We start from the raw sequence: 23,759 nt of genomic DNA, 5'->3' as shown, positions 1-23,759 counted from the left end.
TGTGATGGGCGCCTATCTGGCCTACAAAGAAATGCTGCGCAATCGGGGACGCTTCTTGCTCTTCAGCATGGTCATTGCGCTGATTACGCTGTTGGTGCTTTTCATTGCCGGCCTGGGCGAAGGCCTGGGTTCGGGCAACAAACAGTATATCGAAAAGCTCGATGCCGATTTACTCGTCTTCAAAGCCAAAGTGGACTATTCGATCGGCACGAGCAAGATCGAGCGCTCCAAACTCAACGCCATCCGTCGGGTTGAAGGTGTGGCCGAGGTGGGGCCGATTAGCTTCTCCGCGGCTTCGCTCGTCTTCGACGATAATCGTAAGCCGCTCAATGTCTCGTTGATCGGGGTGGAGCCGGGGCTGCCTGGCGAGATTCCGGCTCTGCAGGGGCAGCAACTGAGCGGCCGCCGCGCCAGCGAGGCGGTGATTGACCGCAACACGGCCGTGCGCGCCAAAGTGGGCGTCGGCGATACGATCCGGGTCAAGACGATTCAGGCCGCGAAGGAAGAATACTACGATCTGCTCGTGGTGGGCGTCAGCGATGCGCGCCAATACTCCTTGCAGCCTTCGGTCGTGGTGCCGATGCTGACTTTCGAGAAGATCAAGCCGCAGGCCGCGGCCGGCCCAGCCGACGCCGAGCTGATCTCCAACGTGGTGGCCGTGCGCCTGCTCGATCCTGCCGCCGGCGCGGCCATGAAATTGCGCCTGGAGTCTGAAGTCAGCGACATTCAGGCGGCTGACCTGGTGACGGCTTACGAGAGTACGCCCGGTTACTCTGCGCAGCAGGGCACCTTGAACACGCAGCGCGGCTTCGTGCTGTTGATCGGTGTGCTCGTCATCGGCGGCTTCTTCCAGATTCAGACCTTGCAGAAGGTCGCGCAGATCGGCATGTTGAAAGCGATTGGCACGCCCAACCGCACCATCGCGGCAGCTTCCATCATTCAAATCATCCTGGTGACTGCGATCGGTGTCGCCATTGGCAGCGCGGTGACGATTGGCCTCTCATTGGTCTTCCCACCCACCGTCCCCATTGCTTTCACCGGGCCTAATGTCATCGTGGGCATCGTTTCACTACTGGTGATCGGCCCGGTTGGCGGCCTGCTTTCCATCCGCCAGGCGCTCAAGGTGGAGCCGTTGATGGCGCTGGGGCTGGCTTCCTGACAACGCGTCACGCGGAGAGGTAACAAGGCAGGTTTCGCGCAGAAACCGGTCTTGCGAGCAAAGAACGAAAGGCAAAGAGAAATCATGACGATTGCACTGGAAACACGCGCGGTCACGAAAACCTACCAGGGCGGCAGCGGCACGATCAATGCGGTAGACGCTGTTTCGCTCACGGTGAGCGAGGGCGAATTCGTCGCCCTGGTCGGCCCCAGCGGTTCGGGCAAAACGACGATGCTGGCGATGCTGGCAGCCCTGCTCAAGCCGACGACCGGCGCGCTCTTGATCGGCGGACAGGACTTGAGCACCATGGGCGAAGCGCAGCGTACCGCGTTTCGTCGTGAAAAGATCGGCTTCACCTTTCAGGCGAACAACCTGGTGCCCTATCTGACCGCGTTGGAGAACACGGAACTGATGCTGCGTCTGAATGGCCAGCGGGACAGGGCAAGCCAGGCGCGGGCACGTGACCTGCTGGCACGCTTGGGCCTGGGGGATCGCCTGCACAGCCTGCCGCGCCAGCTTTCGGGCGGTCAACAGCAGCGGGTGGCTATCGCCCGCGCCCTGATTCACAACCCGCAGGTGGTGCTGGCCGATGAGCCAACCGCCTCGCTCGACACGGAGCGCGCCTTTCAGGCGGTCGAGACCTTCGCCGCGCTGATTCACGAGCAGCGCCGCGCCGGCATCATGGTGACGCATGACCTGCGCATGGTGCCCTTCGCCGACCGCGTCATTCAGATGCTCGATGGCAAACTGGCGCGCATCATCACCGACCGCGCCGAAATCACCGCCCTGGCTGGCACGGGTCGTGGGGAACGACCGCCGCTGCGCGACATCACCACCGAGCCGCGTCCCGTCAAACCGACCAGGACGCCGGAGCTGACGGCTGCCCTCAACACCCTCTGAGCACCTGCACTTAGTCGGTCAACTCGATGCCGGCCCCTTGCACGCGGCCCTGTAAGAGCGTGGCGATTTGCAGTTTGAGCGAGGCCGCGTGCGCGAAGGTCGCTTTGGCAATGACGGTGAGCTGGGTCTTGTTGCCCAGCATTTCACCGCCGGCAATCACCTGCCAGGGTTCGATCAGGTCGGGCAGCAGCGTAACCGCCTCCACGCCCAGCGCCTCTACCAGGGCCAGGGCGCGGGCCAGGTCGCTGTGTGCGACCATGAAGGCCAGTTTGACGGTGGAAAAGCTGGCCCGGCTGAAATTGCGAATGACCCGAACCTCGCCGTTGGGCACCGTGAACAGCTCTCCGGTCGGCGCGCGCACCAACGTGTCCAGCACGTTGACGCGTTCGATCACCCCTTGAATGCGATCCATGCCCGCGACCATCTCGACTTTTTCGCCAATAGCAAAGGTGTTGCGGAAGATAAAGCTGCCGCCGGCCAGCAGATCGTTGACGAATGCGCGCGCACCCAGACCAAACGCGGCGCTGAAAAGGCCGATCATCCAGATCAGCGTGTCGGACCGGATGAAGAGGGCCAGTGTCGCCACGATGGCGGCCATAAATGCGGCGAATTTGATGCCGCTGGCAAGCAGACCTTGCAGCGTTTCCCGCCGCTCGTGCGAGGGCCGTCTGTGCCGCGGCGCCAGGTAGGTGACCCAGGCCACCACCCGTGCGAGCTGCTGTGACAGCGCCGCGATTAGCAGAGCGAGCAAGAAATAGAGGGCAATCAGCAGGGTTGCTGTGGCCATCGGCTGACTGATCATCGAAGAGGGCGGAAAAGACATCACGGCACCCCGTTGCCTGAAAGATCGCGCCGGCCCCACACGCGGCCGGTTGCTCTCACTCTACCACGAATTGTCGTTGCCAGGCAAGTCCGCCATCCCCCCCGCAGGCTGGCTGCCGCTACTGCTTGCGGTAGTCGCGCGCGAACAGGACGCTGTTGAGGGCGAAAAAGAAGACTGCCAGGCCCAGCAAAGCCAGCAGGTGCTGCGGATTGGGCCAGGCGCCGACCAGGAAAAGACGCTGGAACGCCTCGCGGCCGTAGTAGACCGGCAGGGCGTAGGCCAGGTATTGGACAGGCAGGCGCAGGCCGCTGATGGGCAGGAAGAAGCCACTGAAGAAAACGGCGGCCAGCAGTGAAATCATCGAAAGTTGCACTGCCTGGCTTTCGGATTGGGAGATGATCGAGATGAAGAAGCCCCAACCCAGCGAGGCCACCGTCACCAGCAGCAGGGTCAGCAGAAAAGCCCACACACTGCCGAAGAATGGCACGCCGAGTACGAGGATGAGTGCGGTCAAGATACCGCCGAGCACCAACCCCAGAATGATATAGCTGAGATACTTGCCCGCGAGAATTTCGACCGGCGCAATGGGCGCCACGCGGAAAATCTCGTCGGCGCCCAGGAGCTTTTCGCGCACCAGCGAGAGCGCGCCAAAGGTCACGGCCAGGTGCTGCACGAGTAGCGCCAACACCGCCGGCGCATAGAAATCAATGTAGCCAGGCGGCCGGCCCTGCAGGCGGTCGCTGTTAATGTTGTGAATGTCGAGCGTGAAGGGATTGACCAGCACCTCCGGCGGGATGTCACGCAGCAGCGTGCCCACCTCTTGCAGTTGATCCAGCAGCCCGCGTGTCTCTTGCAGTTGGGCGCGTGATTTTGCCACGTCACCGCCATCCGCCTGTACGATCTGGCCGCGTACTTCGCGGATCGTGGCTTTCATGTCGGTCAGCGCTTCGCGCGACGCCTGCAACTTCTGCACCTCCTCGTCGGATCCGCCCACCGCGCTGCCAACGGCCGCGTAGATGCCGCCGCTCAGACCCAAGGCCGTGTCCAAACCCACGGACGCGGCATCCACCTGCGCTTCCAGTTCATCCAGGCGTTGCAGCGCGGTGGCCGTATCACCGTTGCCCAGCGCCTGGTCCAATTCATCCAGGCGAACCAGGGTGTCCTGTGAGAACTCATCCAGCCCCGCGGACAGCGTGCGCGCCCGGGCCAGCCCTTGGACCACCAGGTCCTGATTGATACGTGTGACCAGTGCATTCACCAGGTAGGCGGCATAGTCCGCGCCCACGGGGTCAATTTCGTTGACAAGCACCGTCAGCGTGATCGGATGGCCGCTGCGAAACTTGGCATAGGCATCGTCCGGGAACTGCGCCAGCACATCCACTTCCTTGTTGATCAGCTTTTCCTGCCCCGCGGCGGCGTCGCTGGTGATCTCCACCACCTTGATCGGCCCGCCATACTGACCGGCGATGGGCTGGATTTGGTCACGGATGGCGGCTCCTTCAGGCACCACCAACAGCACCCTGACCTGGGGCCGGGCGCCGGTATAGCCCACACCGAAGAGCAGCAGGATCAGGAACGGGCCGAGGATGAGGGACAGCACCAGCCGCGGCTGGCGCAACACCTCCCAGATTTCTTTGCTTGGGAACGAGATCAGACGCAATAAAAACTTCGGCATGACACCTACCCCTGCTTTTCTTTTTCGTGCTGCTCGATCAAGCGGACGAAAACCTCATCGAATTTGAGTTCTACGATGTCCACACTATCGAGGTCGAGTCCCTGCTCGTACAACGTCTGCACGATCAGGGGTAGGCGTGTCTGGGCGTCATCCACCGCAATGCGCAATTGATCGAATTTGAGGCGCTCGATTCCCTTCACCCCGGGTATATCCTGCAGGATGGTCATGTGCTGGCGGGTCATCCGGTCGGCTGTGATTTCAATGGCTTCGCCGCCCAGGGCTTGGGCGCGCAGTTCTTGCGGCGTGCCCAGGGCCACCAGTTCGCCTTTGGCCACAATCGCGACCTTGTCGCAACTATCGGCCTCGTTGACATATTGGGTGGTGACGAAAAGCGTGCGCCTGCCCAATAATTCGCCCTGCGGGCCAATGCGTTCCTCGTCGCGCAGGCTGCGGAATTCCTTCCACAACGACGCGCGCAGAATGGGGTCAATACCGGCCGTTGGTTCGTCCATGTAGACGAGCGCCGGCTCATGCAGCAGCGCGCAGGCCAGTTCCAGGCGCCGTTTCATGCCGCCAGAGATGTTGCCGGCCAGGCTGCGCTGATGCTCGGTCAGGTTGACCAATTCCAGCAGGCGCGACAGACGCTGACGCCGATCACGCCAGCTCAGGCCATAGATCGACGCGATGAAGTTGAGGTTTTCAGCCACGCTCAGGTTGGGGTAGAGCACAAACATCTGCGGCATATAGCCGATCTGTTCACGATCCTGGCGTGAAAAACGGGCCGGTTCTTTGCCAAAGACCGTTACCCGGCCCTGTGTGGGAAAATAGACGCCGTTGAGCAGGCGGATGAGGGTCGTCTTGCCGCTGCCGCTGGGGCCGAGCAGGCCGAAAATTTCTCCGGGTTCCACCCGCAGACTCACATCCCGGAGCGCAACCTGCTCTCCGAAAACCTTGTTCACCTGGCTGACCTCGATCACTGGCGCCATGTCTCTCATCTCCGATTCTCATGCCTTCGCGCCTTCGCGCCTCCTCACGCCTTCGCGCGCCCCCCCCTTGCGCCTTCGTGCCCCCTCGCGCCCTCCCTTCGCGTCTTCGCGTCTTCGTGCCTTCGCTTCTTCGCCTTCGTGCTCCACACGCCTCACTCCTCCCTCCACACCACTTGCCCCTTCTTGATGACCTGCTGCACCAGGTTGGTGCCGAAGCGATAGCCAAGATGGCGGAAGTCGGGCGCGTCGAGCAGCAGGATATCGGCCTGCTTGCCCACCTCCAGGCTGCCCACCACCGCGCCCAGGCCGATGGCGTGCGCGGCGTTGAGGGTGGCCGCGCAGATGGCCTCCGCGGGCGTCAGGCGCAGAAAGCGGCAGGCCAGGGCAATGATGAACTGCATGGACTCGCACCAGCAGGTGCCGGGGTTCAGATCGGTCGCCAGGGCCAGCGCGCCGCCCAGGTCGAGCAGGCGCCGCGCCGGCGTAAATTCATGATGCCCCAGGCCGAATGGCGTGCCAGGCAGCGCCACGCCGATGGTGTTGGACTGGGCAAGCAGGGCCAGGTGATCGGGCGGAGTGCTGACCAGGTGATCCACCGAGGTGGCGCCCAGACGCACGGCCAACGGGGTGCCGCCCAGGGGCGCGAACTCATCCACGTGCAGCTTGAGCGCCATGCCCCCCTCAGCCGCGGCGGTCAGGATGCGCTCACTCTGCGCCAGGTCGAAGACGCCGTGCTCGCAGAAGACATCACAAAAGCGCGCCGCAGGCACATAGGTGGTGTAGCCAGGCCCGCCGTCGGCTGCGTTCAGCACCACCTGGTACTGCAAATCGGCCACGACCGGGATCACCTCGGCAACCAGGAAATCCACATAGGCGTCGGTGCGGCCGCTGAACTCCGGCGGCACCGCGTGCGCGCCCAGGAACGTGGGCACCAGGTCAATGGCGTGATCCTCATCCAGGATGCGAATGGCGTCCAGCATCTTGATTTCATCGTCCAGGTTGAGGCCATAGCCGGTCTTGGCCTCGGCCGTGGTGGTGCCATGCGCCAACATGCGGTCCAGGCGGCGTGCGGTCTGTGCCACCAGTTCTTCGATGGAGGCGGCGCGCGTGGCCTTGACCGTGCTGACAATGCCGCCGCCGGCTTGCATGATCTGCATGTAACTGGCGCCGGCAATGCGCAGATCGAACTCCGCTGCGCGGTCGCCGGCCCACACCACATGCGTGTGCGGGTCTACAAAGCCCGGCAGCACGATGCAATCGCTGGCATCCAGCATGTCATCCGCGGTGTAGGCGGCCATGATCTGCGCGGACGTGCCCACCGCAACAATGACCTCGCCCTTGATGGCGAGCGCGCCATCCTCGATCAGGCCACTGTCGGCCATCTGGACGCCGCGTCGCGGCCCACCGCCCGGCGGCGCCGCCACGGTCAGCAGTTGGCGGGCGTGATAGATGATACGCGAGACATGCATGGCGTTACCTCGTTTTCACGACTGCAGCATGGGCTATTCAGGCGTCCGCTGATTGGTGCTGGATCAGGAATCCATAGCCAATCAGCAGGGTTGTGGCGAAGGCAAACCACTGAATGGCGTAGCTGAGATGCGGCCCGTCACTCAGATCAATCTCCACATCAGCGGCCGGTAGCACGCCGCCGGCAAAGCCCTGGGTCTGCTGCACAAAAATAGGCAGCAACGGATAGGGCGTCTGTTCCTGGATGCGCGCAATGTCTACCCGATACCAGCTTTCCACACGGGTCAGCTCGGCCGTCAGGGCCGGGTCGAGCGGGGACAACCAGCCCTGCCGCGCCTGGGTCGCGCGTGCAATGCCTTCGATGATGACGGCCTCGCCCGGGGCCGGGTATTGACTGCGAGGCGCATCGTAGGGGATCCAGCCGCGATCAATCAAGACGGCCTGGTCGCTGCCGGCCAGACGCAACGGCGTCAGCAGGTGGACACCAGGCTCATCTTGCCGGGCTTGATTGCGCAGGACGATCTCCGGACCGGGGTCGAAGGCGCCTTGCACCCGCACATGCCGATAGTTGAGCGCCGCCGGATCCGCCACCGCGCCTGTCAACTCGATGGCCGGCGCGGCCAGGCGCGCCTGGATGTCGGTGTTGAGCGCCCGCCGCTCGTTGAGGCGCCGCACCTGCCACACACCCAGGCTGCCCAGGCCGATGACGGCAGCTGCGACCAGGATCGTTAGCGGCAGCCAGCGCCGGCTGACGACGCGCCGCATCATGGCTGCAAACCCTGGTTGCCCCACACCGTGGCCACGGCCTGAATATCACCGACCTCCACCGCGCCGCTGCAGTCCAGATCATGATCGGGCACGAAATCGGTGCGCTGGAAATCGGCCGCGACGAGCTGCACATCCAGGACGTCCTGCAGACCATCGCCGTTGACATCGGTGGTGAACGCGCCGGGAGTGCAGACGGGACGCAGGCTCAGCTTGTAGACCGCGCCGGAGCCATTGCCGCAGGTGCCGCCATAGTTGGAGCAATCGGTGACGATGTACAGATCGCCGATGGCGTCCTGACCGAAGGAACTGAGAAAGGCAATACTGCGGCCGGCCGGAGGCGTCAAGGTGTGGTTGGCCGCGGTCCAGGTGCTGCCACCGAAGGTGAGGCTGCGCGCCTGGCTGCCCCCGCAGTAATCGGCAAAGAAATACTGGCCGAAGAAGCTGCTGTTGGGCGAGCCGCGAAAGCGGTAGCCGCCGCTAATGGAGCAGCCGTTGCCGTGGCTGTAGACATGCACCGGCGGGGTGAGGGTCAGCGAACTGCAGTTGCCTGAGAAGTTGTACTGCGCGTTGCCTTCCATGCAGCGCCAGCCGTAGTTGACGCCGCCCGCGCTGCCGGCCGGTTCCAGGTCCACCTCTTCCCAGTCGCCCTGCCCCACATCGCCGATCCAGAGATCATGGGTGAGGCGGTCGAAGCTGAAGCGCCAGGGGTTGCGCGTGCCGAGATCCCAGATTTCATCCAGCGGATTGCCTGCCCCCACAAAGGGATTGGTGGGCGGGATGGCGTAGGGTGTGCCGCCGTCCACATCCAGGCGCAGCATCTTGCCCAGGAGGACGCCGGTGTTCTGCGCGTTGTTGGGCGGATCACCGCCGCTGCCGCCGTCGCCCGTGCCGAGATAGAGATAGCCGTCCGGCCCAAACTGCAGTTGGCCGCCGTTGTGGTTGGAGTTAGTGGGATGGGCGATGGTGATGATCGTCAGGGCGCTGGCCGCATTGGCAACATCAGGGTTGGCGGACACGCTGTAGCGGACGATTTGCAGGTTGCCGGAGAGATTGACGTAGTAGATGTAGAAGTAGCCGTTGCTGGCGTAGTTGGGATGAAACGCCATGCTCAACAGCCCTTCTTCATTGCCGTAGCTCACCAGGGCGGAGACATCCAGGAACGAGGTGGGCAGCAGGCCGCCGTTTTTGTAGATGCGAATACGCCCGCGCTTTTCGATGATGAAGAGGCGGGCGCGGTCGGCCGGCGCAGCCGTGACATAGACCGGGCGTTCCAGGCTGCCGACGATCAGCGTGGTGGCGATGGTGACAGCCGGCCCGGTTTGGTCCGCGGCCGGCGCTTTGCCTGTTTGCGAAAGTTCAGCAGCCAGGGCGCTGGCGGGCGGCAGGCTGGCAAGCAGACAGGCGAGCAGGAGGATCATCAAGGTACGGTGAATAGTTGGCATGAGCATTTTTCCTTTCGGTGTTGGTTGACCTGGGTTATCTGCTGACGGCCTATGGTACCATCGTTGGCGAGTTATGCCAACAAATCGAAGTCGCACGTTGTGCTATAGATGTCCCACCTCCCTACACCTCACAGCTCAATCCACATCTTCCAGGCCGCGGGCACATCGCCGCTGGCGATCAGGTAGCTGGTGCGCGGGGTCTTTGGCTCGATCAGCAGCTTCATGCCAGCCTCATGCGGCGTGCGATTGGCCTTGCGCTGATTGCAGCGCGCGCAGGCCGCGACCGTATTGCCCCAGGTGGAGGCTCCACCCCGCGACGCCGGGATGAGATGATCCACCGTGAGATCGCGGCCCGCATGGCGACGACCGCAGTAAGCGCAGGTGAAATCATCGCGCTCGAACACCCCGCTGCGCGTCCAGGCCGGCGTGCGGCGATGCGGGACGCGCGCGTAGATCTTCAGGCGCAGCACCTGCGGCACTGCCAGCGTCTGCGCGGCGCTGGACACCGTGACATGCTCGGCGCTGACCGCCTCCACGCGACCTCGCAGCAGGAGCTTGACCGCGCGCGCCATCGTCACCACGGTCAGTGGCTCATACGACGCATTCAGCAGCAAGATGGATTGAGCTACCATACTGTTTACCTCCGATCGCAGGCAATAAAAAAGCCGCCTGTTTGGCGGCTCGCTGACGGCAGATGGCTGAGAATAGAAAACTACTCTCCTCCTCCTACCCAGGCAGAGCCGCGCGCGGTCGCACCCGTGATCGGGAATTCCCGTCGCAGGTCAAACCAGGCCTTCTGTGATTGACTACAAACCGTCATCTTCGAACCTCACTCCTGAGACACTCTTTCGGGTTACGGCAATATCCTACTTCAATTGGCAGCGTTTGTCAAAATCAGGGGGTGAGCACCGTCACCCGCCCGACCGAGCCGTCCACGCGGATACGCTGACCGGTTTTGAGGCGCGTCGTGGCTTCATGCACGCCAACCACGGCCGGGATGCCGTATTCGCGCGCGACGACCGAGCCGTGCGTCATCAGGCCACCGACCTCCATCACCAGGCCGCCCGCCGCCAAAAAGAGTGGGGTCCAGGCCGGATCGGTGCCAGGACAGACCAGGATTTCGCCTGGCGCCAACTGCGCGCCGCGCGGGTCAAGCACGACATGCACCACGCCTTCGACCACACCGGGCGAGACGGGGCTGCCGGTGATGGCGCCATCCGCGTTGCTTGCCCCCAGGCCCGCATAGAAGACCTGGCCGTCGCTCAGCAGGAGGCGCGGCACCTGGCGGCGCTGCTTCTCGCGATCGTAGGAGGCGCGACGTGCGGCCACCAGCGGCTTCCACGCGGCGCGCGCGCCCGATGCCAGTTGCTGCAACTCGGCTGTGGTCAAGAAAAAGACATCCTCGGCCTGCTCCAAAATACCGGCTGCGACCAGGGCGCGGCCGCTGTCCAATAAGACCTGACGCAAGATGCCCATGGCGCGAATGATCGAAAATTTGGGCGTTTCGCGCAGACCGGCCAGGGCACGGATGCGCCGCGCGGCCGCACGCGCCAGCCGCGCCTTGATCCAGCCGCGTTTGCCCCGCCGTATCGCGTGCGTCAGGTGTTCGATGGCTGCTTCAGCCGTCACCGCGCCGCGCTTGAAAACGACATCCGGCGCCTGGTTAGGGTCTTCGATGTTGAGATAGCTCTGCACCACCTGCATGATTTGCGTGGGGTCTTCGCGCCAGCGCCGGCGGCCAATGTCAATTTCGCCCACGCCGCGCATGCCATAGCGGCGCAGGAAGGCGCTGAGCGCCGTCTGGGCGACCGGCGGTAGCTGCCCGGCCTCATAGCCGCGGGCCAGGGCGACGGCATCCGCTTGCTTGAAGGCCGCGGCCGCCGCGGCATCGGCCTTGATCTGCTGGGCCGTGGTCCACAGCGCCAGGTCCATCTCGGTGGTCACGTTGTGCGGCAGGCCGCGGGTGGTGGTTAGCACCCATTGCGGTCCGTCGGGCACATCCTGGGAGAGCACGTTGAGCAGGCGTAGTGGGATGATGCCGGACGCCACGCTCGGAATGATGTAAGGCATAAAGGTGGTGAGAAGGTGACGCGGCAACGTTTCGACCAGGGCCACGCGCGCACTCAGACTGGTGGCGGCCTGAGCCTCTGCTTCCATGCCAGTCAGCATTCGCTCGATGGACTGCTGGGTGACAGCTCGGCCATGCTCAGGCCGTGACAAATTGACCGCCACGGTGCGCACCAGTGGAGCGAAGAAGCGTACCATGTTCCACAGCGCGCGCAGGCTAAAACCGCGGCTGTTAGGCGCCAGGCGCGCGTCGTTCAACAGGGGAGCCAGCAATTCATGCGTTCCCGGCTCAATGACGCTGAGGAATCCGTTGATCAAACCACGCGTGGTTTGATTCTTGAGCGCGCCGGTGATGTTGATGAACAAACGTTCACCCGCTTCGGCCAGGGCCTTCTGCGTTTGCAGCGTGCAGCGGGCGCCAAACAGGCCAGAAGCGAAAACCACGAGATTCATGAAGAAGTCCCGGCCCAGGGGCGTAATCGGGTCGAGCATTCCCTGCGCCGCGCCCAACGAGAAGAAGGCGCGCAACGGTTCGGGCGGAAACGGCGCTGGCAGGGGGAAGAGTGAGGTGATCGGCCGTGCCTGCAGCAGCGCCAGGCGACCTTCCGCCCAGCCCCATTCGATGTCCTGCGGCGTACCGAAGAGCTCGGCCACGCGGCGGCCGAGGCCGGCCAGTTCCGTAATCACCGGGTCGGGTAGGGCCTGGCGCTGACCGGCATCGTTGGGCGCGGTGATCGTGCCGCCGCCGGCCTGACCGTGAATCGCCAGGGCTTTGGCGCCCAGGGTCTTGCTGACGATGCGGCCCTGCGCATCCACCACGTAATGGTCAGGTTCGACCAGGCCGGAGACCAGGGCCTCGCCCAGGCCGAAGATGGCGTCAATGACGAGCTCGTTGCGTTTGCCGCTCAAGGGGTTCGCTGTGAAAAGGACACCAGAGGCTGCGCTGGGCACCATCTCTTGTACGACGACGGCCAGGGCCACGCTGTCCTGGTCAATGCCATTGCGGGCGCGATAGCCAATGGCGCGTGCGGTCCACAGGCTGCTCCAGCAGTTGATGACCGCGGTCAGCAGCGCCGCGTCGCCGATGATGTGCAGGTAGGTGTCCTGTTGTCCCGCAAAGGACATATCGGGCAGGTCTTCGGCCGTGGCAGATGAGCGCACGGCGACGGGCGGGCGTCCCAGGTTGGCGTAGGCCTGGCTGATTTCCGCAGCCAGGTTGGCGGGCATCACCCCGGCCGCGAAGCGGCTGCGCATGGTCTCCGAGGCGGCTGCCAGCGCGGCCGGGTCATCGGTGCGCAGCGCGGCCAACGCCACCGTAATGACGGCATCCAGGTGGTTGCTGCCAACGTAGGCCTGGTAGGCTGCGGTGGAAATAATGAAGCCTGGCGGCACCGGCAACCCGGCGCGCACCAGGCGGGTCAGATTGGCGCCTTTCCCGCCCGCCGTCGCCAGCGAGGCGTCAGCTTGAGCGAGCGCTAACACCGTGGGTTTTGTGCTCATACCTATGCTCCGTGGCGTCAAAACAGAAAACGCCTGCTTGATTTCAGACACTTCTCCGCGGGGATACACGCCGGCCGCCCTTCCAGGTGGGGCCAGGGGCGGTAGGTTCTACGGGTGACAATGGCGGGGTCGGTGTGTCCTGTGGCTGAGGCGCCGCGTCAGGCGGCGGCGTCGGGCTGAACGAAGCGGGTCGGGCGACATCGTCAAGCACCGGGGCGGGCGGAAGTTCCGGCGTCAGCGGGGCCATGATCCCGTGAAAGAACATGTCCATGACATCGTCCAGGGTGCCGAGGCCGCCCGTGGCAGGGGTGGCCTGGTTGAGTGTCGAACGGCTCAGGAGGGAAGCGGTGAGGTAATGGGCAAAGATGCTGCCCAGAAAGATGCGGAAAATGGCCGGCGGACTGAACGGGCGCAAACGCCCGGGCGCGGCCTGCAACCGCTCCAGGAACCCGAACACACTGGGCAGCAGAAGTTCCACCAGTTCCGGGATATGCTGACCGTTGAACTCCACGAGTTCGATGAACATCAGGTTGATCAGGCCCGGCTGCCGGTCAATTTCAGCCATGAGACGTTGGGCCGTCGCCCGCAGAATCTCCTCGGCCGTCTGCCCGGTGGACGACGCATTGAGTTGGGGAATCATGGTCACGAACGGGTGATAGGTGCGCACCACCGCCTTGAAAATCTCTTCCTTGCTGGGAAAATGGTTGTACACCCCGCCGACGACCAACCCGGCGCCGTCAGCAATCAGGCGCATCGAAGTGCCGTGATAGCCAGTGGTGACGAACAGGTTGTAGGCAACAGCCAGGATGGTTGCCCGCGTGCGTTCGCCTTTGCTGAGTTCTTCTTCCATAAGTCACCTATTATTATGAACGACCGTTCATAGTAATGATACATCAGCACAGGCGATTTGTCAAGGAAAAAGGGGTGGTTGGGCGGAGGTGTTCTGTGGGGCCTACTGGCTGCTGCCCAACGGGCGCTTGCGGATGACGCCGCTGGCGCGAGGAAAGGCGCGCGGAGTAGGCTTGACCTTGCGCATGACGATCAGGCTGCGCCGTTCGTGCAGGCCCGGCACCTGCAGCGCCTGCACGCTGATCAGTTGCCCGCCCAGTTGGGTGATGGCATCGCCGCTGGCGGCCAACTCGGCATCAACCTGCGGCACGGCGCCCTTGTAGGCGAGAATCCAACCGCCGACGCGCGCCAGGGGCAGCAGGTACTCGAGTAAGATCGGCAGGGGCGCGACGGCACGCGCCAACACCAGGTCGAACCCTTCACGCCAGGGCGCGTGACCGGCCAGCTCTTCGGCGCGACCATGCACCGCCCTGACTCCGCTCAATCCGTAGAGTTGAATCATATGCTCAAGGAAGGTGACCTTCTTGCCCGTGCCTTCCAGCAGCGTCAACTGCAGGCTGGGCCACACCAGTTTGAGGGCCAATCCTGGCAGCCCTGCCCCAGTACCGACATCAATTGCTGTGGGTGTCGAAGTCAGGAGCGCGGGTAGTTTCAGGCTCTGAACGGCAGCCAGCACCGGCAACGCGCTCAGAGAATCGAGAAAATGATGGGTTTCCACCTGCGCCGGCTCGGTGATGGTGGTGAGATTGAATCGCTCATTCCACTCCGCCAACGCCGCGGCATACTGTTCGAACCGTAGGCACTGTTCGCTGCTCAAGGTGAGACCCAATTCGGTGGCGTGTTCCGCAAAATGCTGCATATATCAACCTTTGTCGTTCACAAGCTAAGTCTATTATACGTCGCCACGCCAGCCTGTCAACGTCAGCCGGCGCCCAGGCTGCGCTGCTGGCTGGAGCGGTCGTGATCGCGACGTGCGGTCGGCGTAAGTCGCTTGCCAATCCAGCCTGAAAGTGATAAACTTCTGGCCGGTTAGGGCTTGCCAAAGAATGAGTTCTCGCTTTTTCTGAGCAAAATGCAGGCAAGAACAGGCAGTTGTGTTTTGACAAGCCCCTAGCCTACAGGACCGTTGGTAAGGAGATGGCAATGGCAGCGCAGGCCCTCTATCGCAAGTGGCGTTCCCAGACATTCGACGAGTTGATTGGCCAGGAGCCGATCACGCAGACACTGCGCAACGCCCTGCGCGATGATCGCATCGCGCACGCCTATCTTTTCACCGGCCCGCGGGGCACCGGTAAGACCAGCATGGCGCGTATTCTGGCCAAGGCGGTCAATTGCGAGGCTGCGCCCGCTGAGCGCCCCTGTAATCAGTGTCGCATCTGCCGCGCGATCAACGAGGATCGCATGCTCGATCTCATCGAAATTGATGCGGCGTCTCACACGGGCGTTGACAACATGCGTGAGACCGTCATTGATCGGGTCAACTTCCGCCCTGGCGAAGCGCGCTATAAAATTTACATTATAGATGAAGTACATATGCTCTCGACTTCATCCTTCAACGCGCTGCTGAAGACGCTGGAAGAGCCGCCGGCGCACGTCATTTTCATCCTGGCCACCACCGACGTGCAGAAGGTGCCGGCCACGGTAATTTCGCGCTGTCAGCGCTTCGATTTCCGGCGTATCCCGCAGCGGGAGATGGTGCAGCATCTGCAGGCGATTTGCCAGGCCGAGGAACGCCGCGCCGAACTGGATGCCCTGAATACCATTGCGCGCCACGCCACGGGCTGTATGCGCGACGCGATCAGCCTGTTGGATCAACTGATGGCCTATGGCGGTGAGACGATCACGGCTCAGCAGGTGGAGGCGATGCTGGGCACGGTGCCGAGTGCGGCCATTGCGCGCCTGGTGAACGCCCTGGCCGCGCACGATCCCGCGGCTGGCCTCGATGTCATCGGAGATCTGTCAATCACTGGCGTCGAGCTGCGCGAGCTGGCGCGCCAGACGGTGGATTATTTGCGTGCGCTTTTGCTCATTCAACTGGGCGGCAACGAGACCCTGATTGATCTGCCGGCCGAGACGATCCGCGACATGGCCCAGCAGGCGCGGCGGTTCGATCCGGCCGCGCTCTTGCGTGCCATTCGCCTGTTCAGCCAGGCCGTCGTTGATCTGCGCGGCAATTTGCAGGGCGTCCCCCAGTTGGCGCTGGAGCTGGCCGTGGTTGACGCTGCACTGGACGGCGCTGGTCAGGCGCCATCTGTTGTGAGCGAGAGGCAGGCCGCGCCGGTCACTGGCCTGGCCCGCAGCGCTCCCGCAGTCGCTCCCGTGGCCGACAAGCCGACCGACGCCCTGGCAGAAAGTCAGCCTGTCTCTGTGCCCGGCCAGCCAACAGTGGCTGAGAAACCTGCGCCCCTGACCCCGGCGTCCGCGCCCGCGGCGGGAGTCGCGATGGCGCCGACACCGACGCAGGCCCCGCCCGCGCCTGAGGACGCCGCCGATGTTGATCAGCTCACCGTGCTGCGTCAGAATTGGGCGCGCGTCAAGGAATTGCTACAGAATCGGCGCCGCACGTTGCTGGGCATTCTGACAGGCGGTGTGCGTTTCCTGGCGGTCGAGCAGTCCCAGGTGATCATTGGTTTTGACGGCAACAAGCAGGGCGCGCCTTACAGTGCACGTCGCCTCCTGGAGCCGGAGAACAAGGCCACGCTGGAAGCGGTGTTAAGTGAGGTCCTGGGCGGACCTCATCGTATCATCGTGATAGCCGAGGATCAATACCAGCCACGGGTGCGCACAACCCCGGCAGTGGTGCAACCGGAGATTGTCAGCGTGCAGGCTGCCGAGCCTGAGGCGGTGGCGTCGCGGGCGGTTGGCAGTCAACCGGCGGACGATTCGGTCCTGGCGCATGCCAGAGAACTGGGCGCCGTGGTGCGCGAACTGCCAGCGGACTAACCCAACGTTTCGATGTGAAATAGCATTGAAATAGGAAGAGACAGGAAGAGACAGAAAGAGACAGAAAGAGACAGGAAGAAATAGAAAGGAATGAAGATCGGTCATGTCAAAAGGTAAACATCGCGGGTTTGTGCCACAGCCACCCATGCGGGGCGGTCCTGGCGGCGGCGCGGGCGGGGGCGGCAACATGATGTCGCAAATCCAGAAGCTGCAGGAAGAGATGGGTAAGACGCAAGAGGCGCTCAAGTCGGAAACGGTCACGGTTTCCGTGGGCGGAGAGGCGGTCACGGTGGTTGCCACCGGGGATCAGCGGATTACCTCTATCACGCTCAAGCCTGAGGCGGTTGACCCAGGGGATGTCGAGATGCTGCAGGACCTGCTGGTAGCGGCTGTCAACGAGGCGTTGGCGCAGTCGCAGGCGTTGGCATCCAAACGGATGGCGGCGCTCACTGGCGGTTTGAGCCTGCCTGGTCTTTTCTAGGATTACGGCGGATTACGACTATGGAACCACTCGCACCACCCGTTGCGCGCCTCATTGATGCCTTTGCACGCTTGCCTGGCATCGGGCCGAAAACGGCTTCCCGCCTGGCTTTCTTCTTGCTGCGCGCGCCGGATGAGATCACACAAGGGCTGGGCCAGGCGCTGCTGGATCTCAAAGCACACACGCAGTTGTGTGCGGAATGTTTCAACGTAGTCGAGACCAGCCCGTGCTCGATCTGCGCGAATGAGAGTCGCGATCATTCTGTCATCTGTGTGGTCGAAGAGCCGCTCGATGTCCTGGCGATCGAACGGACGGGGAGCTATCGGGGCGTCTATCATGTCCTGCATGGGGTGATTTCGCCGATTGACGGCATCGGGCCGGAGGAACTGAAAATTGCGGAGTTGATTCGGCGCATTCAGCGGCGCCCGGTGCAGGAGATCATCCTGGCCACCAACCCTGGCCTGGAGGGCGACAATACGGCAGCTTGGATTCAGCGGCAGTTGCAGATCGCGGGGACGCGGATGACACGGCTGGCGCGTGGTTTGCCGGTGGGCGGGGACTTGGAATATGCGGACGCGGTGACACTGGCGAGCGCCTTGGATGGGCGCAGCGAGATGCGCTAGGCGACAGGCGCCGGGCCGCGACGCGGGTCAGCGTCGTGGCCGGAGAGATGCCCCAGCGAGTTTGTCCGGCTTGTGCGTTGGATTTGACACATCGGGGAGGGCGTGGTAAATTCGGCCCTCGTTGCCTGTTGGGGCAGCCGAGAGAGAAAGTTCTTTCAAAGGGGTAGTGGTTCAGCAACAAGTGCATGGTATGCCCCGTACCAGGCGTTGCGCGTGAGTCACGTCTGTGTGTGAGTTCATCGGTTCGCAAGTGCAAGAGTGGATCACCGAAGTCGCTCGCGAATTTGACAGGACACGCCTTCAGGGCCACCCACGGGACGCAGACTCGGCGTGGCTTGTAGGACTACATACCCTGGTGCGTGGTGAAGAGTTTCGGCCGGACAGGCGCAGCAGATTTGACAGGACGTGGTGCGCCTGATACAATACCCAACTGCAAATGCGCTCGCACAGTAGAGATACTGGCGGGCGGTTCTTTGAGAAGCGTAATTTTACATCACAATCAAAAATCGTGAGACAAAGCTGGCGACTTCCTGGGTGAAGACCGGTTGGCTCAATCGGAGCCTGTCTGCGATTTGCTAACGCACTGGTTGTGTAGTAGAATAGCTCGTGTTGTTGCGTAGGCAGCAACCTATAGGTTAGATCGAAAGCAGGCACATGAACTGGCCTGCTGTTTTTTCGGCTATCTGACCTTGTATGCACCTTAACAGTTAAAGAGTGATAGGAAGGTAAGAGGAGATAGTGTTGCAGTTTTAGCTATCTGATAGATAAGATAAAGGTTAGGATTAAATGGAGAGTTTGATCCTGGCTCAGGATGAACGCTGGCGGCGTGCTTAACACATGCAAGTTGAACGGTCTGCTTAGGTAGACAGTGGCGCACGGGTGAGTAACGCGTAGGTGACCTATCCTTTAGTGGGGGATAACTCAGGGAAACTTGAGCTAATACCGCATGAGCTTGTGGTTGTTAGAGGGCCACAAGGAAAGCAGCAATGCGCTGAGGGAGGGGCCTGCGTCCGATTAGCTAGTTGGCAAGGTAACGGCTTACCAAGGCGATGATCGGTAGCTGGTCTGAGAGGACGATCAGCCACATTGGCACTGAGACACGGGCCAAACTCCTACGGGAGGCAGCAGTGAGGAATATTGGGCAATGGCCGAAAGGCTGACCCAGCAACGCCGCGTGGAGGATGACGGCCTTCGGGTTGTAAACTCCTTTTGCCGGGGACGAGGAAGGACGGTACCCTGGGAATAAGTCACGGCTAACTACGTGCCAGCAGCCGCGGTAAAACGTAGGTGGCGAGCGTTATCCGGATTTACTGGGCGTAAAGAGCGCGTAGGTGGTTGAGTAAGTTGGATGTAAAATCTCTTGGCTTAACTGGGAGGAGACGTTCAAGACTGCTTGGCTTGAGGGCGAGAGAGGGGTGCAGAATTCCCGGTGTAGTGGTGGAATGCGTAGATATCGGGAGGAATACCAGTGGCGAAAGCGGCGCCCTGGCTCGCAACTGACACTGAGGCGCGAAAGCGTGGGTAGCGAACGGGATTAGATACCCCGGTAGTCCACGCTGTAAACGATGTGAACTGGGTGTTGGCGGTATGAATTCCGTCGGTGCCGTAGCAAACGCGATAAGTTCACCGCCTGGGGAGTACGGTCGCAAGGCTAAAACTCAAAGGAATTGACGGGGGCCCGCACAAGCAGCGGAGCGTGTGGTTTAATTCGATGCAACGCGAAAAACCTTACCTGGGTTTGACATGGGCGTAGTAGTGAACCGAAAGGGGAACGAGCCTTCGGGCAGCGTCCACAGGTGCTGCATGGCTGTCGTCAGCTCGTGCCGTGAGGTGTTGGGTTAAGTCCCGCAACGAGCGCAACCCCTGTTGCCAGTTATAAGTGTCTGGCGAGACTGCCGGTATCAAGCCGGAGGAAGGTGGGGATGACGTCAAGTCAGCATGGCCTTTATATCCAGGGCTACACACACGCTACAATGGTCGGTACAGAGGGTTGCAAAGCCGCGAGGTAGAGCTAATCTCACAAAGCCGGCCTCAGTTCAGATTGGAGGCTGCAACTCGCCTCCATGAAGTCGGAGTTGCTAGTAATCGCCGGTCAGCAATACGGCGGTGAATACGTTCCCGGGCCTTGTACACACCGCCCGTCACGTCATGGGAGCTGGTAACACCTGAAGTCGGTGAGCTAACCGCGAGGAGGCAGCCGCCGAGGGTGGGACTAGTGACTGGGACGAAGTCGTAACAAGGTAGCTGTACCGGAAGGTGCGGCTGGATCACCTCCTTTCTAGGGAGAAAGGCGTGCCGAGGGCTGCGGAAGCGGTTTTGGGAGCCTACTCTGAGGTTAGGGCTGTAGCTATCTTTGAATTTTCCTATCACTCTTTAGCGGTTAAGGCACATTGAGAGGGAGAGAGAGGGCCTTTAGCTCAGCTGGTTAGAGCATTCCTCTGATAAGGGAAAGGTCTCTGGTTCGAGTCCAGAAAGGCCCACTGAGAGTGGGGGGAAAGAAGGATAGAGCGAGAGATAAAGCGAGAGCCCGGTTGGGAAGCCGGGTTTTTGAATGGGTTGTGAGATAGCGGGTGAGCTTGTGCGGAGAGAGCAGGAGCTTAGCCGCTAGCGTGCAACGCTGGGCGGAGAGGTTATTACTGGAAGGTAGTGATCTGGCCGAGGACATTAACAACTGAATTGTGTGAGTGTAGATGGCATGATAGCGAAGAAGGCGATGGAAGAGGATAGAAGACGTTTAATGAATGCCGTCTCACGTGGATTAAGTTAGTAAGGGCATACGGTGGATGCCTAGGCGCCAGAAGCCGAAGAAGGACGTGGATGGCTGCGAAAAGCCTCGGTGAGCTGTCATCAAGCGTGAGAGCCGGGGATATCCGAATGGGGAAACCCGCCTGGGGGAATGCCCAGGCACTGTCATCTGAATACATAGGGTGAGCAGGGGGGCACCCGGGGAACTGAAACATCTAAGTACCCGGAGGAAAAGAGAACATTCCCTGAGTAGTGGCGAGCGAAAGGGGAGGAGCCTAAACCCACGTTGTGTAGAAGGCTGCAGCCGTTGCAGCGTGGGGGTTGAAGGGGCTAGGGCGTGTTGTTGCAGAGACACGAAGGAGTAAGAAATTTCAGGTCTAGTCGAACTGTACTGGGAAGGCAGAGCGCAGAAGGTGAGACTCCTGTAGACGAAAGGTCTGAAACTCCTGCTAGTACCCTGAGTACCACGGGACACGAGAAATCTTGTGGGAAGCAAGGGAGACCACTCTCTAAGGCTAAAGACTTATGGCGACCGATAGTGAACAAGTACCGTGAGGGAAAGGTGAAAAGAACCGGGTTAACCGGAGTGAAATAGAACCTGAAACCGTATGCTTACAAGCAGTCGGAGGACAATACCCGAAAGGGGAGGTCTGACGGCGTGCCTCTTGGAGAATGAGCCAGCGAGTTACTTTCAGTAGCGAGGTTAAGGCAGATACAGCCGGAGCCGTAGCGAAAGCGAGTCTGAAAAGGGCGACAAGTTGCTGGGAGTAGACCCGAAACCAGGTGAGCTACTCATGGTCAGGGTGAAGCGGGGGGTAACGCCTCGTGGAGGCCCGAACCCGTTAATGTTGCAAAATTATGAGATGAACTGTGAGTAGGGGTGAAATTCCAAACGAACTTGGAGATAGCTGGTTCTCCCCGAAATAGCTTTAGGGCTAGCCTCAAGTGTTGAATACCGGGGTAGGGCACTGGATTGGCTAGGGGCGTATAGCTTACCAAACCAAACCAAACTTCAAATACCGGTAGTTGTAGCTTGGGAGTCGGACTACGGGAGATGAGTTTCGTGGTCAAAAGGGAAACAGCCCAGATCGCCAGCTAAGGTCCTGAAGTACGAGCTAAGTGGGAAAGGATGTGGGATTACCCAGACAGCCAGGAGGTTGGCTTAGAAGCAGCCATCCTTGAAAGAGTGCGTAATAGCTCACTGGTCTAGTGATCCTGCGCCGAAAATTTAACGGGGCTAAAGCTCGTCACCGAAGCTGCGGATTCATATACTTGCGGGTATATGAGTGGTAGGGGAGCGTTCTGCACAGCAGAGAAGGGTGACTGGAAAGACGCCTGGAGCGTGCAGAAGAGAGAATGCTGGCATGAGTAGCGAAAAACACGTGAGAACCGTGTTCGCCGTAAATCTAAGGTTTCCGACGGAAGGTCAATCCGCGTCGGGTTAGTCGGGCCTAAGGCGAGGCCGGATGGCGTAGCCGATGGACAACAGGTTAATATTCCTGTACCACGTGATACCGTTTGAGTGAAGGGGGTGACGCAGGGGGTAGGCCAGCCAGTTATTGGATTCTGGTGCTAAGCCTGTAGGGCGATGAAGGGGATAGGGAAAACCGTTCCTGGAGCTTGAGGGGTGATGGCGGAGCCTGAGAGGGCCGGAAGTGGCTGAGCCTGGCTGCCGAGAAAAGCCTCTAGCGAGGTATGCGTGACCGTACCGCAAACCGACACAGGTAGATGAGTAGAGAATACTAAGGTGAACGGGAGAACCCTTGTTAAGGAATTAGGCAAATTAAGTCCGTAACTTAGGGAAAAGGACTGCCACTGGTTGTGAGGGCGACTAGCTTGTCTGAGCGATTGGTGGTCGCAGCGAAATGGCTCTGCCGACTGTTTAACAAAAACACAGGTCTCTGCGAAAGCGAAAGCTGACGTATAGGGGCTGACGCCTGCCCAGTGCCGGAAGGTTAAGGGGAGAGGTGATGAGCTTTGAACCGAAGCCCCGGTGAACGGCGGCCGTAACTATAACGGTCCTAAGGTAGCGAAATTCCTTGTCGGGTAAGTTCCGACCCGCACGAAAGGCGTAACGAGCAGAGCACTGTCTCAACAAGGGACCCGGCGAAGTTGAAATAGCGGTGAAGATGCCGTTTACCCGCAGCAGGACAAAAAGACCCCGTGGAGCTTTACTGTAGCTTGACATTGAGTTAGGGCTTTGTCTGTGTAGGATAGGTGGGAGGCTAAGAAGCTGGTCCGCTAGGATCGGTGGAGTCGACGTTGAAATACCACCCTGATGGAGTCTTGGCTCTAACCTGTGGCCCTGATCGGGCATGGGGACAGTGTCTGGTAGGCAGTTTGACTGGGGCGGTCGCCTCCTAAAGAGTAACGGAGGCGCCCAAAGGTTCCCTCAGGCTGAATGGAAACCAGCCGTAGAGTGTAAAGGCATAAGGGAGCTTGACTGCGAGACAAACAAGTCGAGCAGAGACGAAAGTCGGGCTTAGTGATCCTACGGTTCCGAGTGGAAGGGCCGTGGCTTAACGGACAAAAGCTACCCCGGGGATAACAGGCTGATCTCCTCCAAGAGTTCACATCGACGAGGAGGTTTGGCACCTCGATGTCGGCTCGTCGCATCCTGGGGCTGAAGTAGGTCCCAAGGGTCCGGCTGTTCGCCGGTTAAAGCGGTACGCGAGCTGGGTTCAGACCGTCGTGAGACAGGTCGGTCTCTATCCGCTGTGGGCGAAGGGGATTTGAGAGGGGCTGCCCCTAGTACGAGAGGACCGGGGTGGACAGACCGCTGGTGTACCAGTTGTCTCGCCAGAGGCATTGCTGGGTAGCTAAGTCTGGCAGCGATAACCGCTGAAAGCATCTAAGTGGGAAACGCGCCTCAAGATGAGATCCCCCACTGTAAAAGGGTAAGTGCACCGGGAGACTACCGGTTAGATAGGCGGCAGGTGTACGCACTGTGAGGTGTTGAGCCGAGCCGTACTAATGCACGAGGACTTAATCCACGTGAGGCGGCAGGCATTAAGCGTCGAGACGTACAAGCTACACACACACAATTGAGTTGAGATGACGGCTGCTGTGCGAACAGCAGAAGTCGCAAATTGATAGTTGAATACAGGTTTTGTTGGTGGCTAGAGCGGAGGGGGTACACCCAGTCCCATCTCGAACCTGGCAGTTAAGCCCTTCAGCGCCGATGGTAGTCCTCGGGTGACTGAGTGCAAGAGTAGGCCGCTGCCAACAAAACCTGATTTCATCTTGTATGCACCTTAACAGTTAAAGAGTGATAGGAAGGTAAGAGGAGATAGTGTTGCAGTTTTAGCTATCTGATAGATAAGATAAAGGT

15 protein-coding genes, 1 tRNA gene and 3 rRNA genes are annotated in these 23,759 nt (G+C 61.0%); 9 read left to right on the top strand and 10 right to left on the bottom strand.

The genetic code is table 11. The features are described from left to right. The first annotated feature begins 4 nt into the window (after window positions 1-4). Window positions 5-1,159: an ABC transporter permease gene (locus tag IPM84_00915; protein MBK9091347.1), complete on the top strand. Its 1,155-nt coding sequence runs from the start codon at window positions 5-7 to the stop codon at window positions 1,157-1,159. 84 nt (window positions 1,160-1,243) lie between these two features. Beyond that, the gene (locus IPM84_00910; protein ID MBK9091346.1) at window positions 1,244-2,059 is read left to right on the top strand and encodes an ABC transporter ATP-binding protein; all 816 of its coding nucleotides are present in this window, start codon (window positions 1,244-1,246) and stop codon (window positions 2,057-2,059) included. A gap of 10 nt (window positions 2,060-2,069) precedes the next feature. Here the strand turns inward: IPM84_00910 and IPM84_00905 are convergent, their stop codons facing one another. From IPM84_00905 to rsmG, 10 genes are all read right to left on the bottom strand, one after another. Continuing rightward, the gene (locus tag IPM84_00905) at window positions 2,070-2,846 is read right to left on the bottom strand and encodes a mechanosensitive ion channel family protein (protein MBK9091345.1); all 777 of its coding nucleotides are present in this window, start codon (window positions 2,844-2,846) and stop codon (window positions 2,070-2,072) included. A 154-nt stretch (window positions 2,847-3,000) separates the two neighbouring features. Further along, window positions 3,001-4,557 (bottom strand): ABC transporter permease, encoded by a 1,557-nt coding sequence (locus IPM84_00900; GenBank protein ID MBK9091344.1) that lies wholly within the window; start codon window positions 4,555-4,557, stop codon window positions 3,001-3,003. Between the two features lie 5 nt (window positions 4,558-4,562). Then, entirely contained in the window at window positions 4,563-5,543 is a 981-nt protein-coding gene (locus tag IPM84_00895) for an ABC transporter ATP-binding protein (protein MBK9091343.1), read from the bottom strand. Window positions 5,544-5,695: 152 nt separating this feature from the next. Then, a complete protein-coding gene (hutI, locus tag IPM84_00890; GenBank protein MBK9091342.1) occupies window positions 5,696-7,012 on the bottom strand; it encodes an imidazolonepropionase in 1,317 nt (438 codons plus the stop codon). A 37-nt stretch (window positions 7,013-7,049) separates the two neighbouring features. Further along, entirely contained in the window at window positions 7,050-7,778 is a 729-nt protein-coding gene (locus tag IPM84_00885) for an SURF1 family protein (GenBank protein MBK9091341.1), read from the bottom strand. After that, entirely contained in the window at window positions 7,775-9,196 is a 1,422-nt protein-coding gene (locus IPM84_00880; GenBank protein MBK9091340.1) for a PQQ-dependent sugar dehydrogenase, read from the bottom strand. Before IPM84_00880 ends, IPM84_00885 begins: the two co-directional genes overlap by 4 nt. A gap of 152 nt (window positions 9,197-9,348) precedes the next feature. After that, on the bottom strand, window positions 9,349-9,852 hold the full coding sequence (locus IPM84_00875; GenBank protein ID MBK9091339.1) for an HNH endonuclease: 504 nt from the start codon (window positions 9,850-9,852) through the stop codon (window positions 9,349-9,351). 262 nt (window positions 9,853-10,114) lie between these two features. Beyond that, window positions 10,115-12,787: a phosphoenolpyruvate synthase gene (locus IPM84_00870; protein MBK9091338.1), complete on the bottom strand. Its 2,673-nt coding sequence runs from the start codon at window positions 12,785-12,787 to the stop codon at window positions 10,115-10,117. 43 nt (window positions 12,788-12,830) lie between these two features. Beyond that, a complete protein-coding gene (locus IPM84_00865; GenBank protein MBK9091337.1) occupies window positions 12,831-13,637 on the bottom strand; it encodes a TetR/AcrR family transcriptional regulator in 807 nt (268 codons plus the stop codon). A 102-nt stretch (window positions 13,638-13,739) separates the two neighbouring features. Beyond that, complete coding sequence (rsmG, locus tag IPM84_00860; GenBank protein MBK9091336.1) at window positions 13,740-14,495, bottom strand: 16S rRNA (guanine(527)-N(7))-methyltransferase RsmG; 756 nt, start codon at window positions 14,493-14,495, stop codon at window positions 13,740-13,742. 284 nt (window positions 14,496-14,779) lie between these two features. Between rsmG and dnaX the strand changes: the two genes are divergently transcribed. The 7 genes from dnaX to rrf all read left to right on the top strand — a co-directional run bounded on the left by dnaX (window position 14,780) and on the right by rrf (window position 23,656). After that, window positions 14,780-16,579 (top strand): DNA polymerase III subunit gamma/tau, encoded by a 1,800-nt coding sequence (gene dnaX / locus IPM84_00855; protein ID MBK9091335.1) that lies wholly within the window; start codon window positions 14,780-14,782, stop codon window positions 16,577-16,579. A 145-nt stretch (window positions 16,580-16,724) separates the two neighbouring features. Further along, on the top strand, window positions 16,725-17,060 hold the full coding sequence (locus tag IPM84_00850) for a YbaB/EbfC family nucleoid-associated protein (GenBank protein MBK9091334.1): 336 nt from the start codon (window positions 16,725-16,727) through the stop codon (window positions 17,058-17,060). Window positions 17,061-17,080: 20 nt separating this feature from the next. After that, window positions 17,081-17,683, top strand: a complete 603-nt coding sequence (gene recR / locus IPM84_00845) for a recombination protein RecR (GenBank protein MBK9091333.1) — start codon at window positions 17,081-17,083, stop codon at window positions 17,681-17,683. A gap of 783 nt (window positions 17,684-18,466) precedes the next feature. Further along, window positions 18,467-19,961, top strand: a 16S ribosomal RNA gene (locus IPM84_00840). 128 nt (window positions 19,962-20,089) lie between these two features. Beyond that, window positions 20,090-20,163: transfer RNA gene (locus IPM84_00835), tRNA-Ile, on the top strand. Between the two features lie 276 nt (window positions 20,164-20,439). Next, a 23S ribosomal RNA gene (locus tag IPM84_00830) occupies window positions 20,440-23,421 on the top strand. 118 nt (window positions 23,422-23,539) lie between these two features. Beyond that, window positions 23,540-23,656: ribosomal RNA gene (rrf, locus tag IPM84_00825) — 5S ribosomal RNA — on the top strand. The 16S, 23S and 5S rRNA genes sit together here with 1 tRNA gene alongside, the layout of an rRNA operon. Window positions 23,657-23,759 lie beyond the last annotated feature (103 nt).

The sequence above is a fragment of the Candidatus Amarolinea dominans genome, from assembly GCA_016719785.1.
GTDB classification, from domain to species: domain Bacteria; phylum Chloroflexota; class Anaerolineae; order SSC4; family Amarolineaceae; genus Amarolinea; species Amarolinea dominans.
The sequence above is the reverse complement of the archived record's forward strand: the minus strand, read 5'-3'. Positions and strand labels throughout refer to the sequence as shown.

Bases quoted from the DNA above. Each gene is read 5' to 3' on its own strand.
- IPM84_00850 (MBK9091334.1), top strand. From the start codon at position 16,725: ATGCGGGGCGGTCCTGGCGGCGGCGCGGGCGGGGGCGGCAACATGATG.
- IPM84_00880 (MBK9091340.1), bottom strand. From the start codon at position 9,196: ATGATCCTCCTGCTCGCCTGTCTGCTTGCCAGCCTGCCGCCCGCCAGC.
- IPM84_00900 (MBK9091344.1), bottom strand. From the start codon at position 4,557: ATGCCGAAGTTTTTATTGCGTCTGATCTCGTTCCCAAGCAAAGAAATC.
- IPM84_00915 (MBK9091347.1), top strand. From the start codon at position 5: ATGGGCGCCTATCTGGCCTACAAAGAAATGCTGCGCAATCGGGGACGC.
- IPM84_00870 (MBK9091338.1), bottom strand. From the start codon at position 12,787: ATGAGCACAAAACCCACGGTGTTAGCGCTCGCTCAAGCTGACGCCTCG.
- dnaX (MBK9091335.1), top strand. From the start codon at position 14,780: ATGGCAGCGCAGGCCCTCTATCGCAAGTGGCGTTCCCAGACATTCGAC.
- IPM84_00865 (MBK9091337.1), bottom strand. From the start codon at position 13,637: ATGGAAGAAGAACTCAGCAAAGGCGAACGCACGCGGGCAACCATCCTG.
- IPM84_00895 (MBK9091343.1), bottom strand. From the start codon at position 5,543: ATGGCGCCAGTGATCGAGGTCAGCCAGGTGAACAAGGTTTTCGGAGAG.
- IPM84_00910 (MBK9091346.1), top strand. From the start codon at position 1,244: ATGACGATTGCACTGGAAACACGCGCGGTCACGAAAACCTACCAGGGC.
- IPM84_00905 (MBK9091345.1), bottom strand. From the start codon at position 2,846: ATGGCCACAGCAACCCTGCTGATTGCCCTCTATTTCTTGCTCGCTCTG.
- rsmG (MBK9091336.1), bottom strand. From the start codon at position 14,495: ATGCAGCATTTTGCGGAACACGCCACCGAATTGGGTCTCACCTTGAGC.
- IPM84_00875 (MBK9091339.1), bottom strand. From the start codon at position 9,852: ATGGTAGCTCAATCCATCTTGCTGCTGAATGCGTCGTATGAGCCACTG.
- hutI (MBK9091342.1), bottom strand. From the start codon at position 7,012: ATGCATGTCTCGCGTATCATCTATCACGCCCGCCAACTGCTGACCGTG.
- IPM84_00885 (MBK9091341.1), bottom strand. From the start codon at position 7,778: ATGATGCGGCGCGTCGTCAGCCGGCGCTGGCTGCCGCTAACGATCCTG.
- recR (MBK9091333.1), top strand. From the start codon at position 17,081: ATGGAACCACTCGCACCACCCGTTGCGCGCCTCATTGATGCCTTTGCA.